The sequence below is a fragment of the Leclercia pneumoniae genome (genome assembly GCF_017348915.1).
GTDB classification, from domain to species: domain Bacteria; phylum Pseudomonadota; class Gammaproteobacteria; order Enterobacterales; family Enterobacteriaceae; genus Enterobacter; species Enterobacter pneumoniae.
The window spans coordinates 1,018,437-1,039,284 of the sequence record NZ_CP071383.1 but is presented as its reverse complement, the minus strand read 5'-3'; the positions used below and the strand labels follow the sequence as shown (position 1 = coordinate 1,039,284).

General features: G+C 55.5%; 16 protein-coding genes and 1 other annotated feature. Of the genes, 5 read left to right on the top strand and 11 right to left on the bottom strand.

The annotated features are described in order from the left end of the window. Positions 1–100: 100 nt before the first annotated feature. Complete coding sequence (gene ybaL / locus JZ655_RS04825; protein WP_046884425.1) at positions 101–1,780, top strand: YbaL family putative K(+) efflux transporter; 1,680 nt, start codon at positions 101–103, stop codon at positions 1,778–1,780. Between the two features lie 74 nt (positions 1,781–1,854). On the opposite strand, the gene JZ655_RS04820 is transcribed toward ybaL, so the two are convergent. From JZ655_RS04820 to JZ655_RS04780, 9 genes are all read right to left on the bottom strand, one after another. Beyond that, positions 1,855–3,159 (bottom strand): inosine/guanosine kinase, encoded by a 1,305-nt coding sequence (locus tag JZ655_RS04820; RefSeq protein WP_040076859.1) that lies wholly within the window; start codon positions 3,157–3,159, stop codon positions 1,855–1,857. A gap of 62 nt (positions 3,160–3,221) precedes the next feature. Next, on the bottom strand, positions 3,222–4,184 hold the full coding sequence (hemH, locus tag JZ655_RS04815; RefSeq protein ID WP_207293128.1) for a ferrochelatase: 963 nt from the start codon (positions 4,182–4,184) through the stop codon (positions 3,222–3,224). 124 nt (positions 4,185–4,308) lie between these two features. After that, entirely contained in the window at positions 4,309–4,953 is a 645-nt protein-coding gene (adk, locus tag JZ655_RS04810; protein WP_040076861.1) for an adenylate kinase, read from the bottom strand. A gap of 227 nt (positions 4,954–5,180) precedes the next feature. Beyond that, positions 5,181–7,055, bottom strand: coding sequence for a molecular chaperone HtpG (gene htpG, locus JZ655_RS04805; RefSeq protein WP_207293127.1), 1,875 nt, complete (start codon positions 7,053–7,055; stop codon positions 5,181–5,183). Positions 7,056–7,166: 111 nt separating this feature from the next. Next, positions 7,167–7,772 carry a recombination mediator RecR gene (gene recR / locus JZ655_RS04800; protein WP_207293126.1) on the bottom strand — a complete coding sequence of 202 codons (606 nt, stop codon included), beginning with the start codon at positions 7,770–7,772 and terminating at the stop codon, positions 7,167–7,169. Then, positions 7,772–8,104 (bottom strand): YbaB/EbfC family nucleoid-associated protein, encoded by a 333-nt coding sequence (locus JZ655_RS04795; protein WP_032616874.1) that lies wholly within the window; start codon positions 8,102–8,104, stop codon positions 7,772–7,774. Before JZ655_RS04795 ends, recR begins: the two co-directional genes overlap by 1 nt. Positions 8,105–8,157: 53 nt before the next feature. Continuing rightward, positions 8,158–10,092, bottom strand: coding sequence for a DNA polymerase III subunit gamma/tau (gene dnaX, locus JZ655_RS04790; protein ID WP_207293125.1), 1,935 nt, complete (start codon positions 10,090–10,092; stop codon positions 8,158–8,160). Continuing rightward, positions 8,764–8,828: a sequence feature (DnaX frameshifting element), on the bottom strand. It overlaps the preceding gene by 65 nt. Before the next feature lie 88 nt (positions 10,093–10,180). Beyond that, on the bottom strand, positions 10,181–10,732 hold the full coding sequence (gene apt / locus JZ655_RS04785) for an adenine phosphoribosyltransferase (protein ID WP_040076867.1): 552 nt from the start codon (positions 10,730–10,732) through the stop codon (positions 10,181–10,183). A 152-nt stretch (positions 10,733–10,884) separates the two neighbouring features. Next, positions 10,885–11,262 (bottom strand): DUF454 family protein, encoded by a 378-nt coding sequence (locus tag JZ655_RS04780; RefSeq protein ID WP_040076868.1) that lies wholly within the window; start codon positions 11,260–11,262, stop codon positions 10,885–10,887. Between the two features lie 50 nt (positions 11,263–11,312). Here JZ655_RS04780 and priC point away from each other — a divergent pair, with 50 nt between their 5' ends. Continuing rightward, positions 11,313–11,840: a primosomal replication protein N'' gene (priC, locus tag JZ655_RS04775; protein WP_207293124.1), complete on the top strand. Its 528-nt coding sequence runs from the start codon at positions 11,313–11,315 to the stop codon at positions 11,838–11,840. 12 nt (positions 11,841–11,852) lie between these two features. Continuing rightward, positions 11,853–12,014, top strand: a complete 162-nt coding sequence (gene rsmS / locus JZ655_RS04770; RefSeq protein WP_046884430.1) for a pleiotropic regulatory protein RsmS — start codon at positions 11,853–11,855, stop codon at positions 12,012–12,014. Positions 12,015–12,017: 3 nt separating this feature from the next. Here the strand turns inward: rsmS and mscK are convergent, their stop codons facing one another. Both mscK and acrR read right to left on the bottom strand, forming a co-directional pair. Beyond that, a complete protein-coding gene (gene mscK, locus JZ655_RS04765) occupies positions 12,018–15,371 on the bottom strand; it encodes a mechanosensitive channel MscK (RefSeq protein WP_207293123.1) in 3,354 nt (1,117 codons plus the stop codon). A 112-nt stretch (positions 15,372–15,483) separates the two neighbouring features. Continuing rightward, positions 15,484–16,137, bottom strand: coding sequence for a multidrug efflux transporter transcriptional repressor AcrR (gene acrR / locus JZ655_RS04760; protein WP_046884432.1), 654 nt, complete (start codon positions 16,135–16,137; stop codon positions 15,484–15,486). Between the two features lie 142 nt (positions 16,138–16,279). Here acrR and acrA point away from each other — a divergent pair, with 142 nt between their 5' ends. Both acrA and acrB read left to right on the top strand, forming a co-directional pair. Further along, positions 16,280–17,473 (top strand): multidrug efflux RND transporter periplasmic adaptor subunit AcrA, encoded by a 1,194-nt coding sequence (acrA, locus tag JZ655_RS04755; RefSeq protein WP_207293122.1) that lies wholly within the window; start codon positions 16,280–16,282, stop codon positions 17,471–17,473. A gap of 22 nt (positions 17,474–17,495) precedes the next feature. Continuing rightward, positions 17,496–20,633 (top strand): multidrug efflux RND transporter permease subunit AcrB, encoded by a 3,138-nt coding sequence (acrB, locus tag JZ655_RS04750; RefSeq protein ID WP_040076873.1) that lies wholly within the window; start codon positions 17,496–17,498, stop codon positions 20,631–20,633. The last annotated feature ends 215 nt before the right edge of the window (positions 20,634–20,848 follow it).

Here is a 20,848-nt window from a genome sequence, read left to right as displayed (position 1 = left end):
AATTATTCATAAACATAATCATTAATTTTGTCATAAACTATTACCAGGTTTTTTGGTTAACCACCAAAAATGGATCAACACAGCTACGAAAGGAGACGGAATGCACCACGCCACACCGCTTATCACCACCATTGTTGGTGGTCTTGTGCTCGCTTTTATTCTTGGCATGATTGCCAACAAACTTCGTATATCTCCTCTGGTCGGTTATTTATTAGCGGGTGTGCTGGCAGGGCCATTTACTCCGGGTTTCGTTGCTGATACTAAACTTGCGCCTGAACTGGCAGAACTGGGCGTGATCCTGCTGATGTTTGGTGTGGGTCTGCATTTTTCTCTAAAGGACTTAATGGCGGTAAAGTCGATCGCCATACCCGGCGCAATCGCCCAGATAGGGGTGGCGACGCTTTTGGGAATGGCGCTTTCAGCACTGCTGGGCTGGTCGCTGATGACCGGTATCGTCTTTGGGCTCTGCCTCTCTACCGCCAGTACCGTAGTGCTGCTGCGTGCGCTTGAAGAGAGACAGTTAATAGACAGCCAGCGCGGGCAGATCGCTATCGGCTGGCTCATTGTGGAAGATTTAGTGATGGTGTTGACGCTGGTCTTGTTGCCAGCCGTCGCAGGGATGATCGAGAAAGATAACGTCGGCCTGGCCACGCTGGCGCTGGATATGAGTATCACCATCGGTAAGGTAGTGGCGTTTATCGCTATCATGATGCTGGTGGGCCGCCGTCTGGTCCCCTGGATTATGGCCCGCAGCGCTGCTACCGGTTCACGCGAACTGTTTACCCTCTCCGTACTGGCCCTGGCGCTGGGCATTGCCTTCGGTGCCGTTGAACTCTTCGACGTCTCCTTCGCGCTGGGAGCGTTCTTCGCCGGTATGGTGCTGAATGAATCCGAGCTGAGCCATCGTGCCGCCCACGACACGCTGCCGCTGCGTGATGCTTTTGCGGTGCTGTTCTTTGTCTCGGTGGGGATGTTGTTCGATCCGCTCATTCTGATCGATCAGCCGCTGGCAGTGCTGGGTACGCTGGCCATCATTATCTTCGGCAAGTCGCTTATCGCCTTCTTCCTGGTGCGTATGTTCGGCCACTCGCCGCGCACCGCCCTGACCATCGCCGCCAGTCTGGCGCAGATTGGTGAGTTTGCCTTCATTCTTGCGGGTCTGGGGATGGCGCTGAATCTGCTGCCGCAGGCCGGACAGAACCTGGTGCTGGCGGGGGCGATCCTCTCCATTATGCTGAATCCGGTGCTGTTTGCCCTGCTGGAGAAGTATCTCGACAAGACCGAGACCCTGGATGAGCAGACGCTGGAAGAGGCCATTGAAGATGAGAAACAGATCCCGGTCGATATCTGCAACCACGCGCTGCTGGTGGGCTTCGGCCGCGTCGGCAGCCTGCTGGGTGAGAAATTAATGGCACAGGGCGTACCGCTGGTGGTAATTGAGACCTCACGCACCCGCGTGGATGAGCTGCGAGAGCGCGGAATACGTGCCGTGCTGGGCAATGCGGCCAACGAAGAGATCATGAATCTGGCCCATCTGGATTGCGCCCGCTGGCTGTTGCTGACTATTCCGAATGGCTATGAAGCGGGAGAGATTGTAGCGACCGCCCGCGAAAAGTGCCCGAATATCGAGATTATCGCCCGCGCCCATTATGACGATGAGGTGGATTACATTACTGAACGTGGTGCCAATCAGGTGGTGATGGGCGAACGCGAGATTGCCAATACGATGCTGACGCTGCTGACGAAACCGCCAGCAAATGAGACGGTAACGGCGGGCTGATGCCCTCACCCCGTCCCTCTCCCACAGGGAGAGGGAGCCAATATAAAAAGGCAACTGACGTTGCCTTTTTGCTTTTAGCGATCCCAGTACGCCTCTTCGAGGCTATCTTCCCGTTCCGGCAGGCCACGCGTTAAGCGCGGGGAGTGCTGATTCAGCACCTGATAACTCACGCGGTTCGCGTACTTACACACCTGCGCTAGTGACGAATAGGTCAGCCAGCTGAACTTGTGCTTACTGGAGTTCGGCACGTTGGTTTTATGGTAGGCATTGGCGGTAATGTCGTGGAGCAGCGCCGCCAGCGCACCGTCGCCCGCGCCGTTGGTGTTCATGATTTTCTCCGGTCCGCCCATATATGGTGCGATGTGGGAGAAAATCCGCAGCGGGTTAACACAGTCTTTGTGGCGCATTGCGCGGCTGAATTCGTACTGGTTAAACTCAGCAATCGCCCCCGGCAGCAGCGGATGCTGGGTTTTACGCTTGCTCTCTTCTTCCGTAAAGCCCGCCATATACAGCCCAACCGGCCCGGCGGTACAGAGCACCAGATCCACCCAGTCCAGCGCTTTATCCGACGCCAGCAGCGGATCGCTTTCGCCGGTCAGCGCTTCGGCCTCTTCTTCGTTCATCGCCAGAATCGAGACGTGCTCTTTCAGAAACGCCTGCCACCACTCTGGGTTATCGGCGATAACAAATTTGGTGCCCAGCGTCAGGACGACCGGCACGTTGTATTTTTTGGCGTACTCGATCGCCTTCATGGTCGCTTCCGGCATCGGTTCGCCGGGCTTGCAGCGCACCAGATAGGAGGTAAGCACCAGCGCGGACGCGCCCGCAATCACCGCCTCCGGGATGCTCTCCGCGCGCAGTTTGTTCATGTGCCCCGGGCTGATGGCGAATGTACGCTCGCCGGAGTCGCTAATCAGCGTGAAGCAGCGGCCAATCGGCCCATCTACACCCTGCAGATAGTTCAGGTCGGTACGGCTGGAGGTGTTGCACAGGTAGCGGTAGGCGTAGCCACCGATTTCGATGTTGCTGCACATCACGCCCAACAGCACCGAGCGGTCGTCGGCCAGCACGGAGTAGTTGTGCATGGTGTTGCCGATGGTGCCCCCGGCAAACTGGTGGGTGATGAGGTTTTCACGCACCAGCTCCTGGTACAGCGCTTCGGCGACGTCATCTTCAATGACCAGCGAGTGGCCGGCGCTCAGACCGTAACGCGCGACAAACGCATCATCCACTTTGGCTTCGATATCCACCAGCGTCTGATCGATACCGACCACCCAGGCTGCGCTGGTCTCGGTTTCCGGCTGAATTTGCTGCAAAAGCGGATCGCGGGCGTTGACGGGAAAGTAGTGTTTGGATTTACGTTTACCGGGAAATTTCATGGTCTGAACTGTGCAAGGATTATGGGCCGGGAATGGTAGCACAAACCCGGCCTTCAGCGCGATCAGCGGCTGTTCGTCACCAGCGAGGCCATCATCTCAATGTGCTCCGGCGAGTCGTTAAGTGCCGGAATGTACTCGTACTTTGTGCCCCCAGCTTCAAGGAAGAATTCGCGGTTTTGTACCGCAATTTCCTCAAGCGTTTCCAGACAGTCCGCCGCAAAGCCCGGCGACATCACCTGAATATGCTTCACGCCTTTCTCACCGAGCATTTTGAGGGTTTCGTCAGTGTACGGCGTCAGCCACGGCTCGCGGCCAAAGCGCGACTGGAAGGTCATCATCACCTTCTCGGGCGGCAGACCAAGCGCAGAGACCAGCTCGCGCGTGGTATCGCGGCAACGCTGCGGGTAGTCGTCTCCTTCGTTGGCAAAACGCTGGGGAATGCCGTGGTAGGAGAGCAGCAGCAGGTCCGGTTCGCCATGCTTTTCAAACGACGCGCGCGCGCTGCTGGCGAGCGCCTGGATGTAGAGTTCATTATCGGCGTAGTCGCGAATAAAGGTCACGGCCGGAATGCGGCGGCGGGTCGCCAGAATGCGCGCCAGCTCATCCCAGACGGCGGCTACCGTGGAACAGGAGTATTGCGGATAGAGCGCCAGTACCACAATGTGCTCAACCCCCTGGGCCAGCAGCGCTTCGACGGCGCTTTTCAGGGAGGGTTTGCCGTAGCTCATCCCCAGCTCAACGGGCATATCCGGTAACCGGGCGGCCAGGGCCTTCTCCTGACGACGGCTATAGACCATCAGCGGCGAGCCCTCCTCCATCCAGACGGATTGATAGAGCTTTGCGACGCGCGGGGAACGAATCGGCAGAATGACACCGCGCAGCAGCGGCCACCAGAGTAATCTCGGGGTATCCACGACGCGCGTATCGCTTAAAAACTGACGCAGGTAGCGTTTTACCGCCGCAGGGGTGGGGGCTTCTGGGGTACCCAGATTGGCAAGCAGGATGCCTGTTTTCGCCTGACTCATTCACGCCTCTTAACCATTTGAATAGGGGTCAATTGTAGCGGAAATGTGGGTAAACGAAACCCATTGCTGTAATAGGTGGGATGAGAATGTTTCTCACCCGGAGATCCGGGTGAGAAACGTGCACTTAGCCGAGGATCTTTTCCAGCTCTGCACGGACATCAGCAACGGCCTGGGTGCCGTCAACTTTCGCGTATTTGGTGTTACCCGCTTCCGCTTCTTTAGAGTAGTAGCCGATCAGCGGCGCGGTCATCTGATGATATTCCACCAGGCGTTTACGCACGGTCTCTTCCTGATCGTCTTTACGGGTGGTCAGCTCTTCGCCGGTCACATCGTCTTTACCTTCAACCTTCGGCGGGTTGAATTTGATGTGGTAAACGCGACCAGAGGCAGCGTGCACGCGACGACCAACAATACGGTCAACGATCAGCTCGTCCGGTACGTCGAACTCCAGAACGTAGTCCACGTTGATGCCCGCTTCTTTCATAGCATCAGCCTGCGGAATGGTGCGTGGGAAGCCGTCCAGCAGGAAACCGTTACGGCAGTCTTCCTGCGCAATGCGCTCTTTCACCAGGGCGATAACCAGCTCGTCGGTGACCAGCTTGCCTGCGTCCATGATGTCTTTCGCCTGTTTGCCCAGCTCGGAGCCAGATTTAACAGCGGCACGCAGCATGTCACCGGTAGAGATTTGCGGAATACCGTATTTCTCCATGATGAACTGAGCCTGAGTTCCTTTACCCGCGCCCGGAGCGCCAAGCAGAATAATACGCATTGCGAAAATCCCCTCAAAAGTTGGTTCAATTTTTCAAAAGCGCTAAACAATACCATCAGAACGGATGTGGCTCAAGGAAGGCGGGACGGCTGAAACGGTTAACGGGGGAGATTATTTGGCGGAGTGCAGTAGGTTTCCCCTCACCCTAACCCTCTCCCCAAAGGGGAGAGGGAAATTGAACACCCTCTCCCCTTTGGGGAGAGGGCTGGGTGAGGGGTAAGGGTCAATTACGCCAGCAGAAGCGCATTTACACGTTTAATGAACAGGTTAGGATCTTCCAGCGTGCCGCGTTCGGCCAGCAGGGACTGATCCAGCAGAAGCTCAACCCACTCGGCAAAGCGTGCTTCGTCCTGGGTATCCGCCGCGCGTTTCACCAGAGGGTGATCCGGATTCAACTCGAAGATATATTTCACTTCCGGCATCGCCTGGCCCGCCGCCGCGAACAGTTTCGCCATCTGAGTGCCCATTTCATCGGCATCGGTGGTCACAATCGCCGGGGTATCGGTCAGACGGTGGGTGAAGCGCACCTCTTTCACGCGATCGCCCAGGAAGGTTTTCACACGCTCAACGAACGGCTCCAGCGCTTTCTCGGCTTCTTTCGCGCTTTCATCCACTTCGTCTGCCAGCTTATCGATAGACTCGTCAGCTTTTGCAACGGACTGGAAGGATTTACCGTCGAACTCGGTCAAGTAGTTCATCATCCATTCGTCGATGCGGTCAGACAGCAGCAGCACTTCGATGCCTTTCTTACGCAGCAGTTCCAGGTGTGGGCTGCTCTTCGCCGCGGCGTAGCTGTCGGCGGTGATGTAGTAGATCTTCTCCTGCCCTTCCTTCATGCGGGAGACGTACTCTTCCAGCGACACGGTCTGCGCGGAGGAGTCGTTATGTGTGGAGGCAAAGCGCAGCAGTTTAGCGATCGCTTCAACGTTAGCGGTATCTTCCGCCGGGCCTTCTTTCAGCACCAGGCCGAACTGTTTCCAGAAGGTCTGATATTTTTCTGCGTCGTCTTTCGCCAGTTTTTCCAGCATCTGCAGCGTACGTTTGGTCAGCGCGTTACGCAGGTTGCGGGTCACGGTGCTGTCCTGCAGGATCTCACGGGAGACGTTCAGGGGCAGGTCGTTGGAGTCAATCAGACCACGGGTGAAGCGCAGGTAGTTCGGCATGAACTGCTCGGCGTCGTCCATAATGAACACGCGCTGCACGTACAGCTTCAGGCCGTGCTTGTGATCGCGGTTCCACATATCCCACGGTGCCTGCGCCGGGATGTACAGCAGGCTGGTGTACTCCTGCTTCCCTTCCACGCGGTTGTGGCTCCAGGTCAGCGGATCGGTAAAGTCGTGGGCGATGTGCTTGTAAAACTCGTTGTACTCGTCGTCTTTGATCTCAGACTTATTACGCGTCCACAGCGCCTGCGCCTTGTTGATTTTCTCCCAGGAGACGACGGTTTCACCGTCTTGCTCTTCCTGTTTTTCGATCTCAACCGGCAGCGCAATGTGGTCGGAATATTTACCGATGATTGAGCGCACGCGCCAGTCGTTCAGGAAGTCATCTTCGCCTTCACGCAGGTGCAGGGTGATTTCGGTCCCGCGATCCGCTTTGGTGATATCGGCAACGGTGTATTCGCCTTCGCCTTGAGATTCCCAGAACACGCCATTTTCAGCGCTTTCGCCTGCCGCACGGGTACGCACGGTAACTTTGTCCGCCACGATGAACGCCGAGTAGAAGCCCACGCCGAACTGGCCGATCAACTGGCTGTCTTTCGCCTGATCGGAGCCCATGGACTCGAGGAACGCTTTGGTACCGGATTTGGCGATGGTACCGAGATGGTCGATCACTTCATCGCGGGTCATACCGATGCCGTTATCGGCGATGGTCAGGGTGCGGTTTTCTTTATTAAACGAGACGCGTACGCGCAGATCGCCGTCACCTTCATACAGATCCGGGCTTGAGAGCGCACGGAAACGCAGCTTGTCCGCCGCATCCGAGGCGTTGGAAATCAGCTCGCGCAGGAAGATCTCTTTATTGGAATACAGGGAATGGATCATCAGGTGCAGAAGCTGTTTTACTTCTGACTGGAAACCGCGGGTTTCTTGTCCTTTCATCTAAGTCGACCTCAACAATGCCATTTAATGGGGTGGTAAAAACGTTGAGTGAGAGATGGGGATAAGGGGGGGAGTTTTCAAGCGGAGGCGGTGAACGCCGCCTCCGTTTGGTCAGAAAATAATCTTGTGTCGTCCGGCCAGGGAGTGTGACAGCGTGGTGCCGTCCACCATTTCCAGCTCGCCGCCCACCGGCACGCCGTGGGCGATGCGGCTGGCATCAACGCCATATTGCCCACACAGCTCGGCAATATAGTTGGCGGTGGCTTCCCCCTCCACCGTTGGGTTGGTGGCGAGGATCACCTCTTTAATGGTCTCAGACTCAAGTCGCTGCTCAAGCCGATCAAGGCCAATATCGCCCGGACCGATACCGTCAAGCGGCGACAGATGCCCCATCAGCACGAAATAGCGACCAGAGAATTGCCCGGTTTGCTCAATGGCGTAGATGTCCGCAGGACTCTCCACCACGCAAATCTGGCCGTTTTCCTGGCGACGCGAGTTCGTACAGATATTGCACACCTCCTGCTCGGTAAAGGTACGGCAGTCTGCACAGTGACCAATTTCTGACATGGCGCGGGTCAGTGCCTGCGCCAGACGCATCCCGCCGCTACGATCGCGCTGCAAGAGCGTAAACGCCATGCGCTGCGCTGACTTCGGGCCTACACCCGGCAGGCAGCGCAAGGCTTCCATTAACTGCGTGAGCAGCGGACTGGTTTGCATCAGAACGGCATCTTAAAGCCTGGCGGCAACTGCATTCCGGAGGAGACAGAGGCCATTTTCTCTTTCTGGGTTTCGTCGATACGACGAGCAGCATCGTTGAAAGCTGCCGCAACCAGATCTTCCAGCATATCTTTGTCATCTTCGAGCAGGCTTGGGTCGATTTCAACGCGACGGCAGTTATGCGCACCGTTGATGGTCACTTTCACCAGACCGGCACCTGATTCGCCCGTGACTTCCATCTGCGCGATCTCTTCCTGCATCTTCTGCATTTTTTCCTGCATCTGCTGGGCTTGCTTCATCAGACCACCCAGACCGCCTTTACCACCAAACATAGGCTTCTCTCTTCTTTCACGTTAAACAGGACAACCGTAAGCCAAACTCACGATCAAATGGGGCGAATACTCTCTTCATCCAGCTCAGCATCAAAGAAGCGCTGCAGAGTCTGAATGTTATTATCCGCGATAATTGACTCACGCGCCTGCGCGAGTTTCTCTTCATAAATCGCCTGACGCCACTCAAGCGGCGTGCGCACCGCCGGATTATCATCTTCAACGATGGTCAATTCAACCGGCGCACCCCGTAATGTGCTGAGCGCCTCAGTCAATACCTGCTGCGCGCTGGCAGAATTGAGGTGTCGCTGACCCGGGCGCAGATGCAGACAGATGCGATTCTCTTCCTGTTCACGCCAGGCGTTGAGGGCCACCTGCTCCACCAGCTTGGGCAGCTTCAGTTTGTTGACCTCTGCGGCCCATTCATCGCGTGCCAGCGACTCCTCGGCCAGCTTCGCCGAAAGCTCCGGTGTCTTTTCATGCTCCAGCGCTTTTTTCAGCGCCTTCGGGGTCGCGACCATAACCTTCACCTCTTCGGTTATGGTCGTCGCTTTCCAGCGGTAAGCCTCTGGCTTCGCCGGCGCTTTTTGCTCAGCATTGGCCGCAGATGGCTGCTTTTGCACGCGCTCGGTAACCGATGCCAGGCGTTCCAGCGTGGCGTTATTCACCGGCCGCGCTCTGCCTGGCGCTGCCGGTTCACTCTTTTTTGGTTTAGATGCTCCCTGAGCACGTTGCAACTGGCTACGGGCAGCCAGCACCGAACTGGTGGCATCCGACAGCGGCACCTCCTGGCGTGGCGCAGGCGGAGCCGAGGGTTGCGGTGCGGTCTGCGTCGGCGTTAGTACCGCCGTGGGCGCGACCGGGGCGAACGACTGCTGGGGCACTTCGGGTTCAGGCAGCGGCATGCGCGGGTGGAATGCCAGCGCACGCAGTAACGTCATTTCAATGCCCATCCGACGATCCGGCGCGAACGGCAGCTCTTTGCGGCCGATCAGCAGCGTCTGATAGTAGAGCTGTACATCCGCTGGCGGGACGGTACGGGCCAGTTCGCGCATGCGCTGCTCAATAGCAGCCATATCGCTGCCGAGCGCGGCGGGTGAAAGCTGAACCATCGCAATACGGTGCAGCAGCGCCAGCATCTCAACCAACAAGGCTTCCCATTCGACGCCGCGGGCCGCAGAGGCATTCACCAGCGACATCACGCGTTCGCCATCCGCCGCAACCACCGCTTCGATCAGCGACAGCGCTTGATCGTCGTCGAGAGCGCCCAGCATGGAGGTGACCGCCTCGGTGGAGAGTTTGCCATCACCGCTGGCAATGGCCTGATCGGTCAGACTCAGCGCATCGCGAAGGCTGCCGTCGGCGGCGCGAGCCAGCAGTTGCAGGGCACGTGGCTCATGCTCAACCTGTTCGGCAGTAAGAATGCGCTCCAGCTGATCGCGGATTTGCGTAACATCCAGCGCCTTCAGGTGGAACTGCAGGCAGCGGGAAAGGATCGTTACCGGCAGCTTTTGCGGATCGGTAGTCGCCAGCAGGAATTTCACGTGCGCAGGCGGCTCTTCCAGCGTCTTTAACAGCGCATTGAAGCTGTGGCGCGAAAGCATGTGCACTTCATCGATCAGATAGACCTTGAAGCGACCACGGGCCGGGGCGTACTGAACGTTATCCAGCAGATCGCGGGTATCTTCGACTTTGGTGCGCGAAGCGGCATCGATCTCGATCAGATCGACAAACCGCCCCTGCTCGATCTCGCGGCAGTTGTCACATACACCGCACGGCGTGGCGGTGATGCCGGTTTCGCAGTTGAGACCTTTCGCCAGCAAGCGGGCGATGGACGTTTTCCCCACGCCGCGCGTGCCGGAGAAGAGCCAGGCGTGATGAATGCGTCCTAGCGATAAACCATTCGCAAGGGCGGTGAGCACATGTTCCTGGCCGACAACGTCAGCAAAGGTTTGGGGTCGCCATTTTCGGGCTAACACCTGATAACTCATGGGCAGGCTCTGCAACGCTGGAAGGTGGATAAACAGGGAGGTAATGCTAACACAACCTCACCCAATGGGCGAGGTTGTGGGAGAGGGATTAGTGACCCGGGAATGGCACCAGGCTGTAGCTGGTGATGCCCTGTTTTTCGAGGCGCTGCTCACCACCCAAATCGAACAGGTTGATGATGAACGCAGCATCGGTCACTTCGCCACCCAAGCGACGAATCAGCTTCACGGTCGCTTCAATGGTACCGCCGGTTGCCAGCAGATCGTCCACAACCAGGACTTTGTCACCCGGTTTAATGGCATCCACGTGGATTTCCAGCTGATCGGTGCCATATTCCAGCTCGTAGCTTTCGGCAATGGTTTCGCGCGGCAGTTTGCGCGGTTTACGTACCGGCACAAAACCGACGCCCAGCGCCAGCGCAACCGGAGCGCCAAACAGGAAACCGCGTGCTTCGGTGCCAACCACTTTCGTGATCCCGGCGTCTTTAAAACGCTCTACCAGCAGTTCAATGCTGAGGGCGTAAGCTTTCGGGTCTTCCAGCATGCTGGTGACGTCGCGGAAAAGAATGCCAGGCTTTGGATAGTCCTGGATACTTTTGATACTGTTTTTGAGAAATTCAAGCTGCTGCGCAGTTGCGGTCATAAGTTTATGCCTGATAAAAAACGGTGTTACTCACGGCGCGCGTCGAAACGGCTAAAGGAGAGTTTGTTTATCCTTTAACCAGGCGTGCCTGTGCTCGAAAACGGTCGAATTTACTGGCTGCGCGCGAGAATTGCAACTGCCATCGCAGACCATTATTGCTTTTGTTGCTTTTCGTCAATCACCGGGATCCGCCACATAAATATCAGCAGGCAGCTCAATATCACCAGCAACAGGATCCGCACCCACATCATTTTCACCAACCACAATGAAATGGCGAACGTAATAAGTATCACGGCGATGGCCCGGGGTTTGGCGCCCGGCGGCATAGCATGGTATTGCTGCCAGTGGCGCAAATAGCCACCAAACCACGAGCGCCAGAGCAGCCAGTGGTGAAAACGCGGCGACGAGCGGGCGAAACACCAGGCCGCCAGCAGGATAAAGGGGGTCGTCGGCAATAAAGGTAATACGACACCCAGGGTGCCGAGCACTACCGCAAGCCAGCCAATGATGATTAAAATAGTACGCTGCATAATGCGAATCGTTATCAAACTGAATGGCTACTGTACCACTGGAGAGCGGATTGAAAACAGCCTTGCTTTTACAGACGCTGCAAAAGCAGATGACGGCCCTGCACGAGCAGGCCAGGCCGCTGATGCAGCACGCCACACTCAAGCCGCGTTTTGACAGGCAACTGTTTCGTAGCCGCAGCACGCTGATGAAGGATTATCTGGCCGAGGCGCAGCACAATCTGGATGAACTCCGTCATGCGGTAGAAAAAGAGCAGACCGCCCAGGTGGCCTGGCTGGCTGAACACCTGGCAGAACAGATAGCCGCCCTGCATCGTGAAATTGCCGCCTGGCCGCTAAGGGCATGGGATAGTCCCGGCCACGGCCGCGAGAAATGGCAACGTAAGCGGCTGGAACATCAGGAGTTTGAACGCCGTCTGCATGACATGAAACGCGATCGCGAAGCGCGCCTGAACGCGGCGCAAACTCTGGAAGAGCAGCAGCGTTTGCTGCGCGAAATCACCGCACTGGATGGACGCCTGCTGCGCTGTCGCCAGGCGCTGGACGAAATTGAGCGCGTCATCGCGCAATTAACCCGATAACAGGAGAGATCTATGTCGCTCGACAGTGCACCGGATGAAGTCAAACTGGCTGTGGATTTAATTATGCTGCTGGAAAACCATGCCATCCCGGCCGAGACAGTATTGAAAGCGCTGGATATTGTCAGACGGGATTTTGAGGGGAAATTACCCTCCCCCGGAGCGGGAGAGGGTTAAGTTTTATGCTTGCGCGGGGGTAGGATCGTCTCCCTTAACGTCGCGCTTAACTTCCGTATGCTCCTCACCCTTCTCATTTCGCAGGTGAACTTCAAGCTGGTTAAAGGCGATATTGATGTCGTTTTCACGGCACAGACGGTCGATCGTGCGGTTCAGCTCATCCACGGTGTAGCTTCGGTCACGCAGCTCACGGACATATAAACGCAGCTCATGATCGAGCGTACTTGGCCCGAAGGTGGTGAAGAAGACCGATGGCTCGGGATCGTGCATCACTTTCGGATGATCCATCGCCGCTTTCAGCAGCACTTTTTTCACCTTATCGAGATCCGAACCGTAAGCGACACCGAGGCGAATCACAACGCGCGTAATGGTGTCAGAGAGCGACCAGTTGATCAGACGCTCAGTCACGAAGGCCTTGTTCGGGATGATCACCTCTTTGCGATCGAAATCGGTAATGGTCGTAGCACGAATACGGATCTTACTGACGGTGCCAGAGAAGGTGCCGATGGTCACGGTATCGCCAATGCGCACCGGGCGTTCGAACAGAATAATCAGGCCGGAGACGAAGTTACCGAAGATCTCCTGCAGACCAAAACCCAGGCCTACCGACAAGGCCGCTGCCAGCCACTGGAGTTTATCCCAGGAGACCCCCAGCGAGCCGAAGACGGTCATCGCCCCCGCCACCAGAATCACATAATTGAGAATGGTGGTGATAGCGTACGACGCCCCCTGGCGCATATTCAGGCGCGAGAGCACCAGCACCTCGAGCAGGCCCGGAAGGTTGCGAATTAGCGCCCAGGCCACCATCGACGAGACCAGCGCAAAGAGCAGGCTACCCAGGGTGACATTTTTCACCACCGCCGCGCCCGCTTCGGTACCGTTGTAGTGCCACAGGGTTATGCTATCGAGGTAAGCAAATACGGTGATTAAGTCAGACCAGATTGCCCAGAACAGGACGGCAAACAGGGCGATCATCACCAGCATAGTAATACGCAATGTCTGCTGGTTAACCTGCTCCAGCGCGATGGTCGGCTCTTCCTGCGGCTCGGCCCCTTCCGCCCCCTCTTTCACCATGTTCTGGCGGCGCGCCAGTGCGCGGCGATACGCAATACGACGCGCAGCAACGCTCAGGCCGCGGAGCACGGTCTGGTAGAGCAGATTCCAGAGGATGACCAGATAGACGGTTTCAATCCAGCGCCCGGAAAGGCGCAGCGTGGTATAGAAATAGCCCGTCGCGGTCAGCACCATTAACGCCAGCGGGATGATCGACAGTATGGTCACCGTGACCAGGCGAATCGTGTGCGACTCTTTATCGCGCCAACTGTCGCGGCACATCGGCCACATGAGTACGGCGATCAACAGCAGGTTGAACAGAATCACAAACTGGCCTAAGACATCATCCATCAGGTGTAATGGCGAAAGCTCCGCCACTACTGACCAGAAGTGCAGCGGCAGCAGCGCCAGGCTGATGCGAACAATCTGACGACGCCAGTGGCTGGTCAGTTTCTCCGGCATATTGAAGTGGCACACCGCCACGCCGTCTTTTTCCAGTACCTTCCAGCACAGGCCAAAGACCAGCCAGAACAGCGCCAGTTTCTTGCTAAAGGCCCACAGCAGATCGCTAATATTCAACTGCATAGTGAGCAGAATCAGCCCTACCGCCAGAATCACCAGGCAGATGGGCAAGGCACGTAGCAAATCAATCAGAATCGCTTTCGGCGTGTGCATCTGGCTATCGTTACGCAACTGCCCGACTTCATGCGCCAGCTTCGACTGGTAATTTTTCAGCCAGTTCAGACGCCAGCGAATCAGGCCCGCAATCAGCAACAGCGGCAGTCCGGCCAGGAAAGCAATCGCGGCGGCAGGCCATGCTTTTTCCCAGTTCACGGTGATTTTCATCGCCTTGATCTGGTCTTTCAGGGTGGCGGGGAAGGATTTGATCCACTCCCAGTCCATGGGTTTATTGCTATTCACCCAGAAGATTTGCTGGGTCAGGATCTCCTGCAGGCTCTTCGATACGCTCACCAGCTGTTGCTGATTGATCTGCAGGTTGATCGCCATCATCAGTTGGTTCCCCAGCTGTTTGTTCAGCTGGTCAAGCAACTCGCGGCGCATATCCACTACCTGCAGCAGCGCATCGTGCACTTCATCGTTCACTTCGCTGGTATGCCCCTCTTCCACTTTGGCGACAAAACTGTCGCTCTGGAAGAGCGCATCGCGCTGCTGATTCACCTCAAACTGTTCAAGACGCAGGTCGGCGATGCGGTTGGTCATATCCTCCAGTTCATCGGCTGAAGGCAATGTTTGCTGTTGCTGGTAGAGAATACGGGAGAGCAGCAGACTGCCCTTCAGAACCGCAATCTGCTCTTTAATATTGCGTTCCGACTGCAGGGCGCGATCCAGCCAGTTTTTAACTTTGATGTTCTGCTGAACCAGGGCGTTGCCGTTTTCGGTAGCGTTGATCAAACGCTGGCTGAGCTGGTGGTTCACCTCCAGCTCCTGCTTGACCAACGGGTTTTCCTGTATACGGGCGGTCTCGTCCGGTGTGACGGCTTCTTGTGCTGTCTTCTCGGTCAGGGTCAGGCGTTTACTGTTAACCGCCTCCTGCAGCAGTTGCAGTTGGTGTTCCAGACGGTTGATGTTGGCATTGACGTAATCACGTTGTTTTTGCAACGTATCCTGCAGGATGGTATTCCCTTCCAGGCTCTTACGTTGCTGGTCGATTTGCGCGTTCAATAGCGTTTGCTGTGCCAGCAGCAAAGTCTGCTGGGTCGGTCGTAACGCGGTTTCGCCCACCGCCGTGCCGTTCAGACGATTGCGGATCTCCTGCAGTTGCTGGGAGGCGGTATACATGGCGTTTTGCACGCGCTCTGGCTGTGTCTGCAGTGAAACCAGTTGGCTATTGTACGTCGAGAGATCACTCTGGGCGGTTTGCAGATCATCCAGCAGTTGGGCCACGCGTGATTCAAGCTGGCGCAGAGAGAGCGTCGCCAGGGTTTTGCGTGTTTCAGCGTCGTTATCTACATCACTCAGGGCGTTTAACCCTTCGGTCGCCTTACGCATGTTTTCAGGTGCCTGAAGCACTTTCTGACGCAACTGGGTGGTTTCGGCTTTAATACGTTCGATTTTATCGAGCGTCTCCAGCGTCTCGTTCAGGTCTTGCTGAACAAGTTTATCTTGCGGCGAAAGGTCTTTCTGCTTACTTAACACATCCAGTTGGCTTTGCAGATCTGCCCGGGTTGGCGTGTCGGTGCCATTAGCGGCTCGGGCAAACGCCGTATGTGAAGTTATAAAGAAGAACAGTATGAACAAAACCAAAGCAAAAAACGGATTTTGCCTGCGAGTGAAGTGCGACATAGTGGTTGGTATGCTGTGCAATGGATGGCCAAATTGGTTAGGCGTGAAGAATATCACGGCAACCGGAAGCGGAATAGCGCCAACGCTTTCGACCAGGAAAATTCCTGGCTACTCAGGCGGATAAGATGTCGGGGCTGGATCGCAGCGTGGGGCAGAGCTGGTACATCTCCAGCAGAATCTCTACATAGTCCCTCGCCTCGCGTTTTAAATCGAACGACTGGGGGGCAAAGAGCCAGTTCTCCATTATCCCGGAGATATAACTGCGCATCAGAATTGCGGCACGGCGGGTAAGTAAATTGGCGGGGAGCATTTTCGCATTAATACAGTGTACAAGTGACTGTTCTATACGATCGTAGCTCTCAAGGCAAAGGCGTCGCTGCGCTTGTTGCACAACGGCCATTTCGCCGACAAATTCACATTTATGAAAGATAATTTCCATCATTAATCGGCGACGCTCTTCATTAACTGTCGCCTCAAGAACATAGACCAGAATTTCTCTGAGAACGGACAGTGGATCGTCAGGGAATTTTGCCCGATACTCAGTCTCAAGATCGCCAATACTGGATTCTGAAAGCTCCCAAATTTCACCAAATAAATCTGACTTATTTTTGAAATGCCAGTAAATCGCGCCCCGTGTCACGCCCGCCGCTTGCGCAATCTGCGCCAGCGAGGTGGAAGAGACACCCTGTTGCGAGAACAAGCGCATAGCAACATCAAGAATGTGTTGTCGCGTCTCAAGTGCTTGTTGTTTGGTTTTTCGTGCCATACCTTGGTGAATTAACAGGAGTCAGATTTACATACATTTATGAATGTATGTACCATAGCACGACGATAATATAAACGCAGCAATGGGTTTGTGGACGTTTGATCCATTGATCAATTTGAAATCGGACACTCGAGGTTTACATATGAACAAAAACAGAGGGTTAACGCCTCTGGCGGTCGTTCTGATGCTCTCAGGCAGCTTAGCGCTTACAGGATGTGACGACAAACAGGCTCAACAAGGAGCGCAACAGATGCCAGAAGTTGGCGTTGTGACGCTCAAAACTGAACCTCTTCAGATAACCACTGAATTGCCCGGTCGTACCAGCGCTTACCGTATTGCGGAAGTTCGTCCTCAGGTGAATGGCATTATCCTGAAACGTAATTTCACCGAAGGTGGCGATGTTAAAGCGGGTGACTCTCTGTATCAGATTGATCCAGCAACCTATCAGGCCTCTTACGAAAGCGCGAAAGGCGATCTGGCCAAAGCACAGGCCGCGGCGAAGATCGCACAGCTGACGGTTAACCGTTATCAGAAACTGTTGGGTACCCAGTACATTAGCCAACAAGAATATGATAGCGCTCTGGCAGATGCCCAGCAGGCGAGTGCGGCGGTTGTCGCGGCAAAAGCCGCCGTTGAGACTGCACGTATTAACCTGGCCTATACTAAGGTCACCTCACCTATCAGCGGCCGTATCGGTAAATCGTCCGTCACCGAAGGGGCGTTGGTGCAGAACGGTCAAACCACCGCGCTGGCCACCGTGCAACAGCTCGACCCGATTTATGTGGACGTCACCCAATCCAGCAACGATTTCCTGCGCCTGAAGCAAGAGCTGGAAAACTGCACGCTGAAACAAGAGAACGGCAAAGCGAAAGTGGAACTGGTGACCAGCGATGGCATTAAATTCCCTGAAGCGGGAACGCTGGAATTCTCGGACGTCACCGTTGACCAGACCACAGGCTCTATTACCCTGCGTGCCATCTTCCCGAACCCGAACCATACGCTGCTGCCAGGTATGTTCGTGCGTGCGAACCTGGAAGAAGGGACAAACCCAACAGCACTGCTGGTACCTCAGCAGGGTGTCACTCGTACACCGCGCGGTGATGCGAGCGTACTGGTTGTTGGCGCAGAAGATAAAGTCGAAACCCGCAACATCACTGCCACTCAGGCAATTGGTGATAAATGGCTGGTAACGAAAGGTCTGAAAGATGGCGATCGCGTCATTGTGACCGGCTTGCAGAAAGTACGTCCAGGCGCACAAGTTAAAGCGCAGGAAGTTGCCTCTGACGATAAACAACAAGCTTCGGCCGCTGGCCAGTCAGATCAGTCCAAGTCTTAACTTAAACAGGAGCCGTTAAGACATGCCTAATTTCTTTATCGATCGCCCCATATTCGCATGGGTGATCGCCATAATTATCATGCTAGCTGGGGGACTTGCGATCCTGAAGCTGCCTGTCGCGCAATATCCAACGATTGCGCCGCCGGCGGTGACGGTCTCCGCAACCTACCCAGGGGCTGATGCGAAAACGGTGCAGGACACCGTAACGCAGGTTATCGAACAGAACATGAACGGTATCGATAACCTGATGTACATGTCCTCCAACTCTGACTCCACCGGTACGGTTCAGATCACCCTGACCTTCGAATCCGGTACCGATGCGGATATCGCGCAGGTACAGGTGCAGAACAAACTGCAGCTGGCGATGCCACTGCTGCCGCAGGAAGTACAACAGCAGGGCGTGAGCGTCGAGAAGTCGTCCAGTAGCTTCCTGATGGTTGTCGGCGTAATCAACACCAACGGCACCATGACCCAGGAGGATATCTCCGACTACGTGGGCGCCAACATGAAGGACGCCATCAGCCGTACTTCGGGTGTGGGTGACGTACAGCTGTTCGGTTCCCAGTACGCGATGCGCATCTGGATGGATCCGAACAAACTGAACAACTTCCAGTTGACGCCGGTTGACGTGATCAACGCGATTAAAGCGCAGAACGCCCAGGTTGCAGCCGGTCAGTTAGGCGGTACACCGCCGGTGAAAGGCCAGCAACTGAACGCCTCGATCATCGCGCAAACCCGTCTGACCTCTGCCGATGAGTTCAGCAAAATTCTGCTGAAAGTGAACCAGGACGGTTCTCAGGTTCGCCTGCGCGATGTGGCGAAGGTTGAGCTGGGCGGCGAGAACTACGACGTCATTGCTAAGTTTAACGGCCAGCCGGCTTCCGGTCTGGGTATTAAACTGGCGACCGGTGCGAACGCCCTTGATACTGCGACTGCCATCCGTGAAGAACTGAAGAAAATGGAACCGTTCTTCCCGTCTGGCCTGAAAATTGTTTATCCATACGACACCACCCCGTTCGTTAAGATCTCGATTCACGAAGTTGTGAAAACCCTGGTCGAGGCGATCATCCTGGTGTTCCTGGTAATGTATCTGTTCCTGCAGAACTTCCGTGCGACGCTGATTCCAACCATCGCCGTTCCGGTCGTACTGCTGGGTACCTTTGCGATACTGTCAGCCTTCGGCTTCTCGATAAACACGTTAACGATGTTCGGGATGGTACTTGCCATCGGCCTGTTGGTGGATGACGCCATCGTGGTGGTTGAGAACGTTGAGCGCGTGATGTCCGAAGAGGGCCTTCCGCCGAAAGAAGCCACGCGTAAATCAATGGGCCAGATCCAGGGCGCACTGGTCGGTATCGCGATGGTACTGTCCGCTGTATTTATCCCGATGGCCTTCTTTGGCGGTTCGACCGGTGCCATTTACCGTCAGTTCTCTATCACTATCGTATCAGCGATGGCGCTGTCGGTGCTGGTGGCATTAATCCTGACGCCAGCGCTTTGTGCCACCATGCTGAAACCGATTCAGAAAGGTGGACACGGCGAGCATAAAGGCTTCTTCGGTTGGTTTAACCGCATGTTCGATAAGAGCACGCACCACTACACCGACAGCGTAGGTAACATTCTGCGCAGCACCGGTCGTTATCTGCTGCTCTATATCATTATTGTGGTCGGTATGGCCTACCTGTTCGTTCGTCTACCAAGTTCGTTCCTGCCAGAAGAAGATCAGGGCGTGTTCCTGACCATGGCGCAGTTGCCTGCGGGTGCCACGCAAGAACGTACCCAGAAAGTGCTGGATGAGGTTACGGATTACTACCTCACCAAAGAGAAAGCCAACGTTGAATCCGTGTTTGCGGTAAACGGCTTCGGCTTTGCGGGTCGTGGTCAGAACACCGGTATCGCCTTCGTCTCTCTGAAAGACTGGGCTGACCGTCCGGGCGATGAGAACAAGGTCGAAGCCATTACTGGCCGTGCGATGGGCACCTTCTCGCAGATTAAAGATGCGATGGTCTTCGCCTTCAACCTGCCAGCGATTGTGGATCTGGGTACAGCAACCGGCTTCGACTTCCAGCTGATTGACCAGGGTAACCTGGGCCATGACAAACTGACTCAGGCGCGTAACCAGCTGTTTGGCGAAGTCGCGAAACATCCTGACCTTCTGGTAGGCGTGCGTCCTAACGGCCTGGAAGATACTCCGCAGTACAAGATCGATATTGACCAGGAAAAAGCACAAGCCCTGGGCGTGTCTATCAGCGACATCAATACAACTCTGGGCGCAGCCTGGGGCGGTAGCTACGTTAACGACTTCATCGACCGTGGTCGTGTGAAGAAAGTGTACGTGATGTCCGAAGCGGAATACCGTATGTTGCCGAACGACATCAACAACTGGTACGTGCGTGGTAGCAATGGCCAGATGGTACCGTTCTCTGCCTTCTCCACTTCCCACTGGGAATATGGTTCGCCACGTCTGGAGCGTTATAACGGTCTGCCGTCGATGGAAATCCTCGGTCAGGCAGCACCAGGCAGAAGTACCGGTGAAGCCATGGACATGATGGAAGAGCTGGCAAGTAAACTGCCTGCGGGTATCGGTTACGACTGGACGGGGATGTCCTATCAGGAACGCCTCTCCGGTAACCAGGCCCCTGCCCTGTATGCCATCTCGCTGATTGTGGTCTTCCTCTGTCTGGCTGCACTGTATGAGAGCTGGTCCATTCCGTTCTCGGTCATGCTCGTTGTCCCACTGGGGGTTATCGGTGCGCTACTTGCCGCAACCTTCCGCAGTTTGAACAACGACGTATACTTCCAGGTGGGCCTGCTGACAACCATTGGCTTGTCGGCGAAGAACGCGATACTTATCGTCGAATTCGCCAAAGATCTGATGGATAAAGAGGGCAAAGGGCTGATTGAAGCGACTCTGGAAGCGGTACGTATGCGTCTGCGTCCAATCCTGATGACCTCCCTCGCATTTATCCTCGGGGTTATGCCGCTGGTTATCAGTTCTGGCGCAGGCTCCGGTGCGCAGAACGCCGTAGGTACGGGCGTAATGGGTGGGATGGTTACTGCAACCATTCTGGCTATCTTCTTCGTTCCGGTGTTCTTCGTGGTGGTACGTCGCCGCTTCAGCCGTAAGAACGACGATATTGAGCATAACCACCCGGTTTAAGTGACCGATACCGGTTTCACTCGATAAAAAGGCCGCATTTGCGGCCTTTTTTATCTCTAATGAAAATCATAAAATACGCTTATTGCGAATTATTTATTTAATGCCATTCTCTGAGGGCATATCATATTTAAACGAAATCTTTTACATAAATTCTCAAATTTATGGAAAGGCCCCACTATAATAAGATTATTCCTGGCGACTGCCCTTAATGTTCT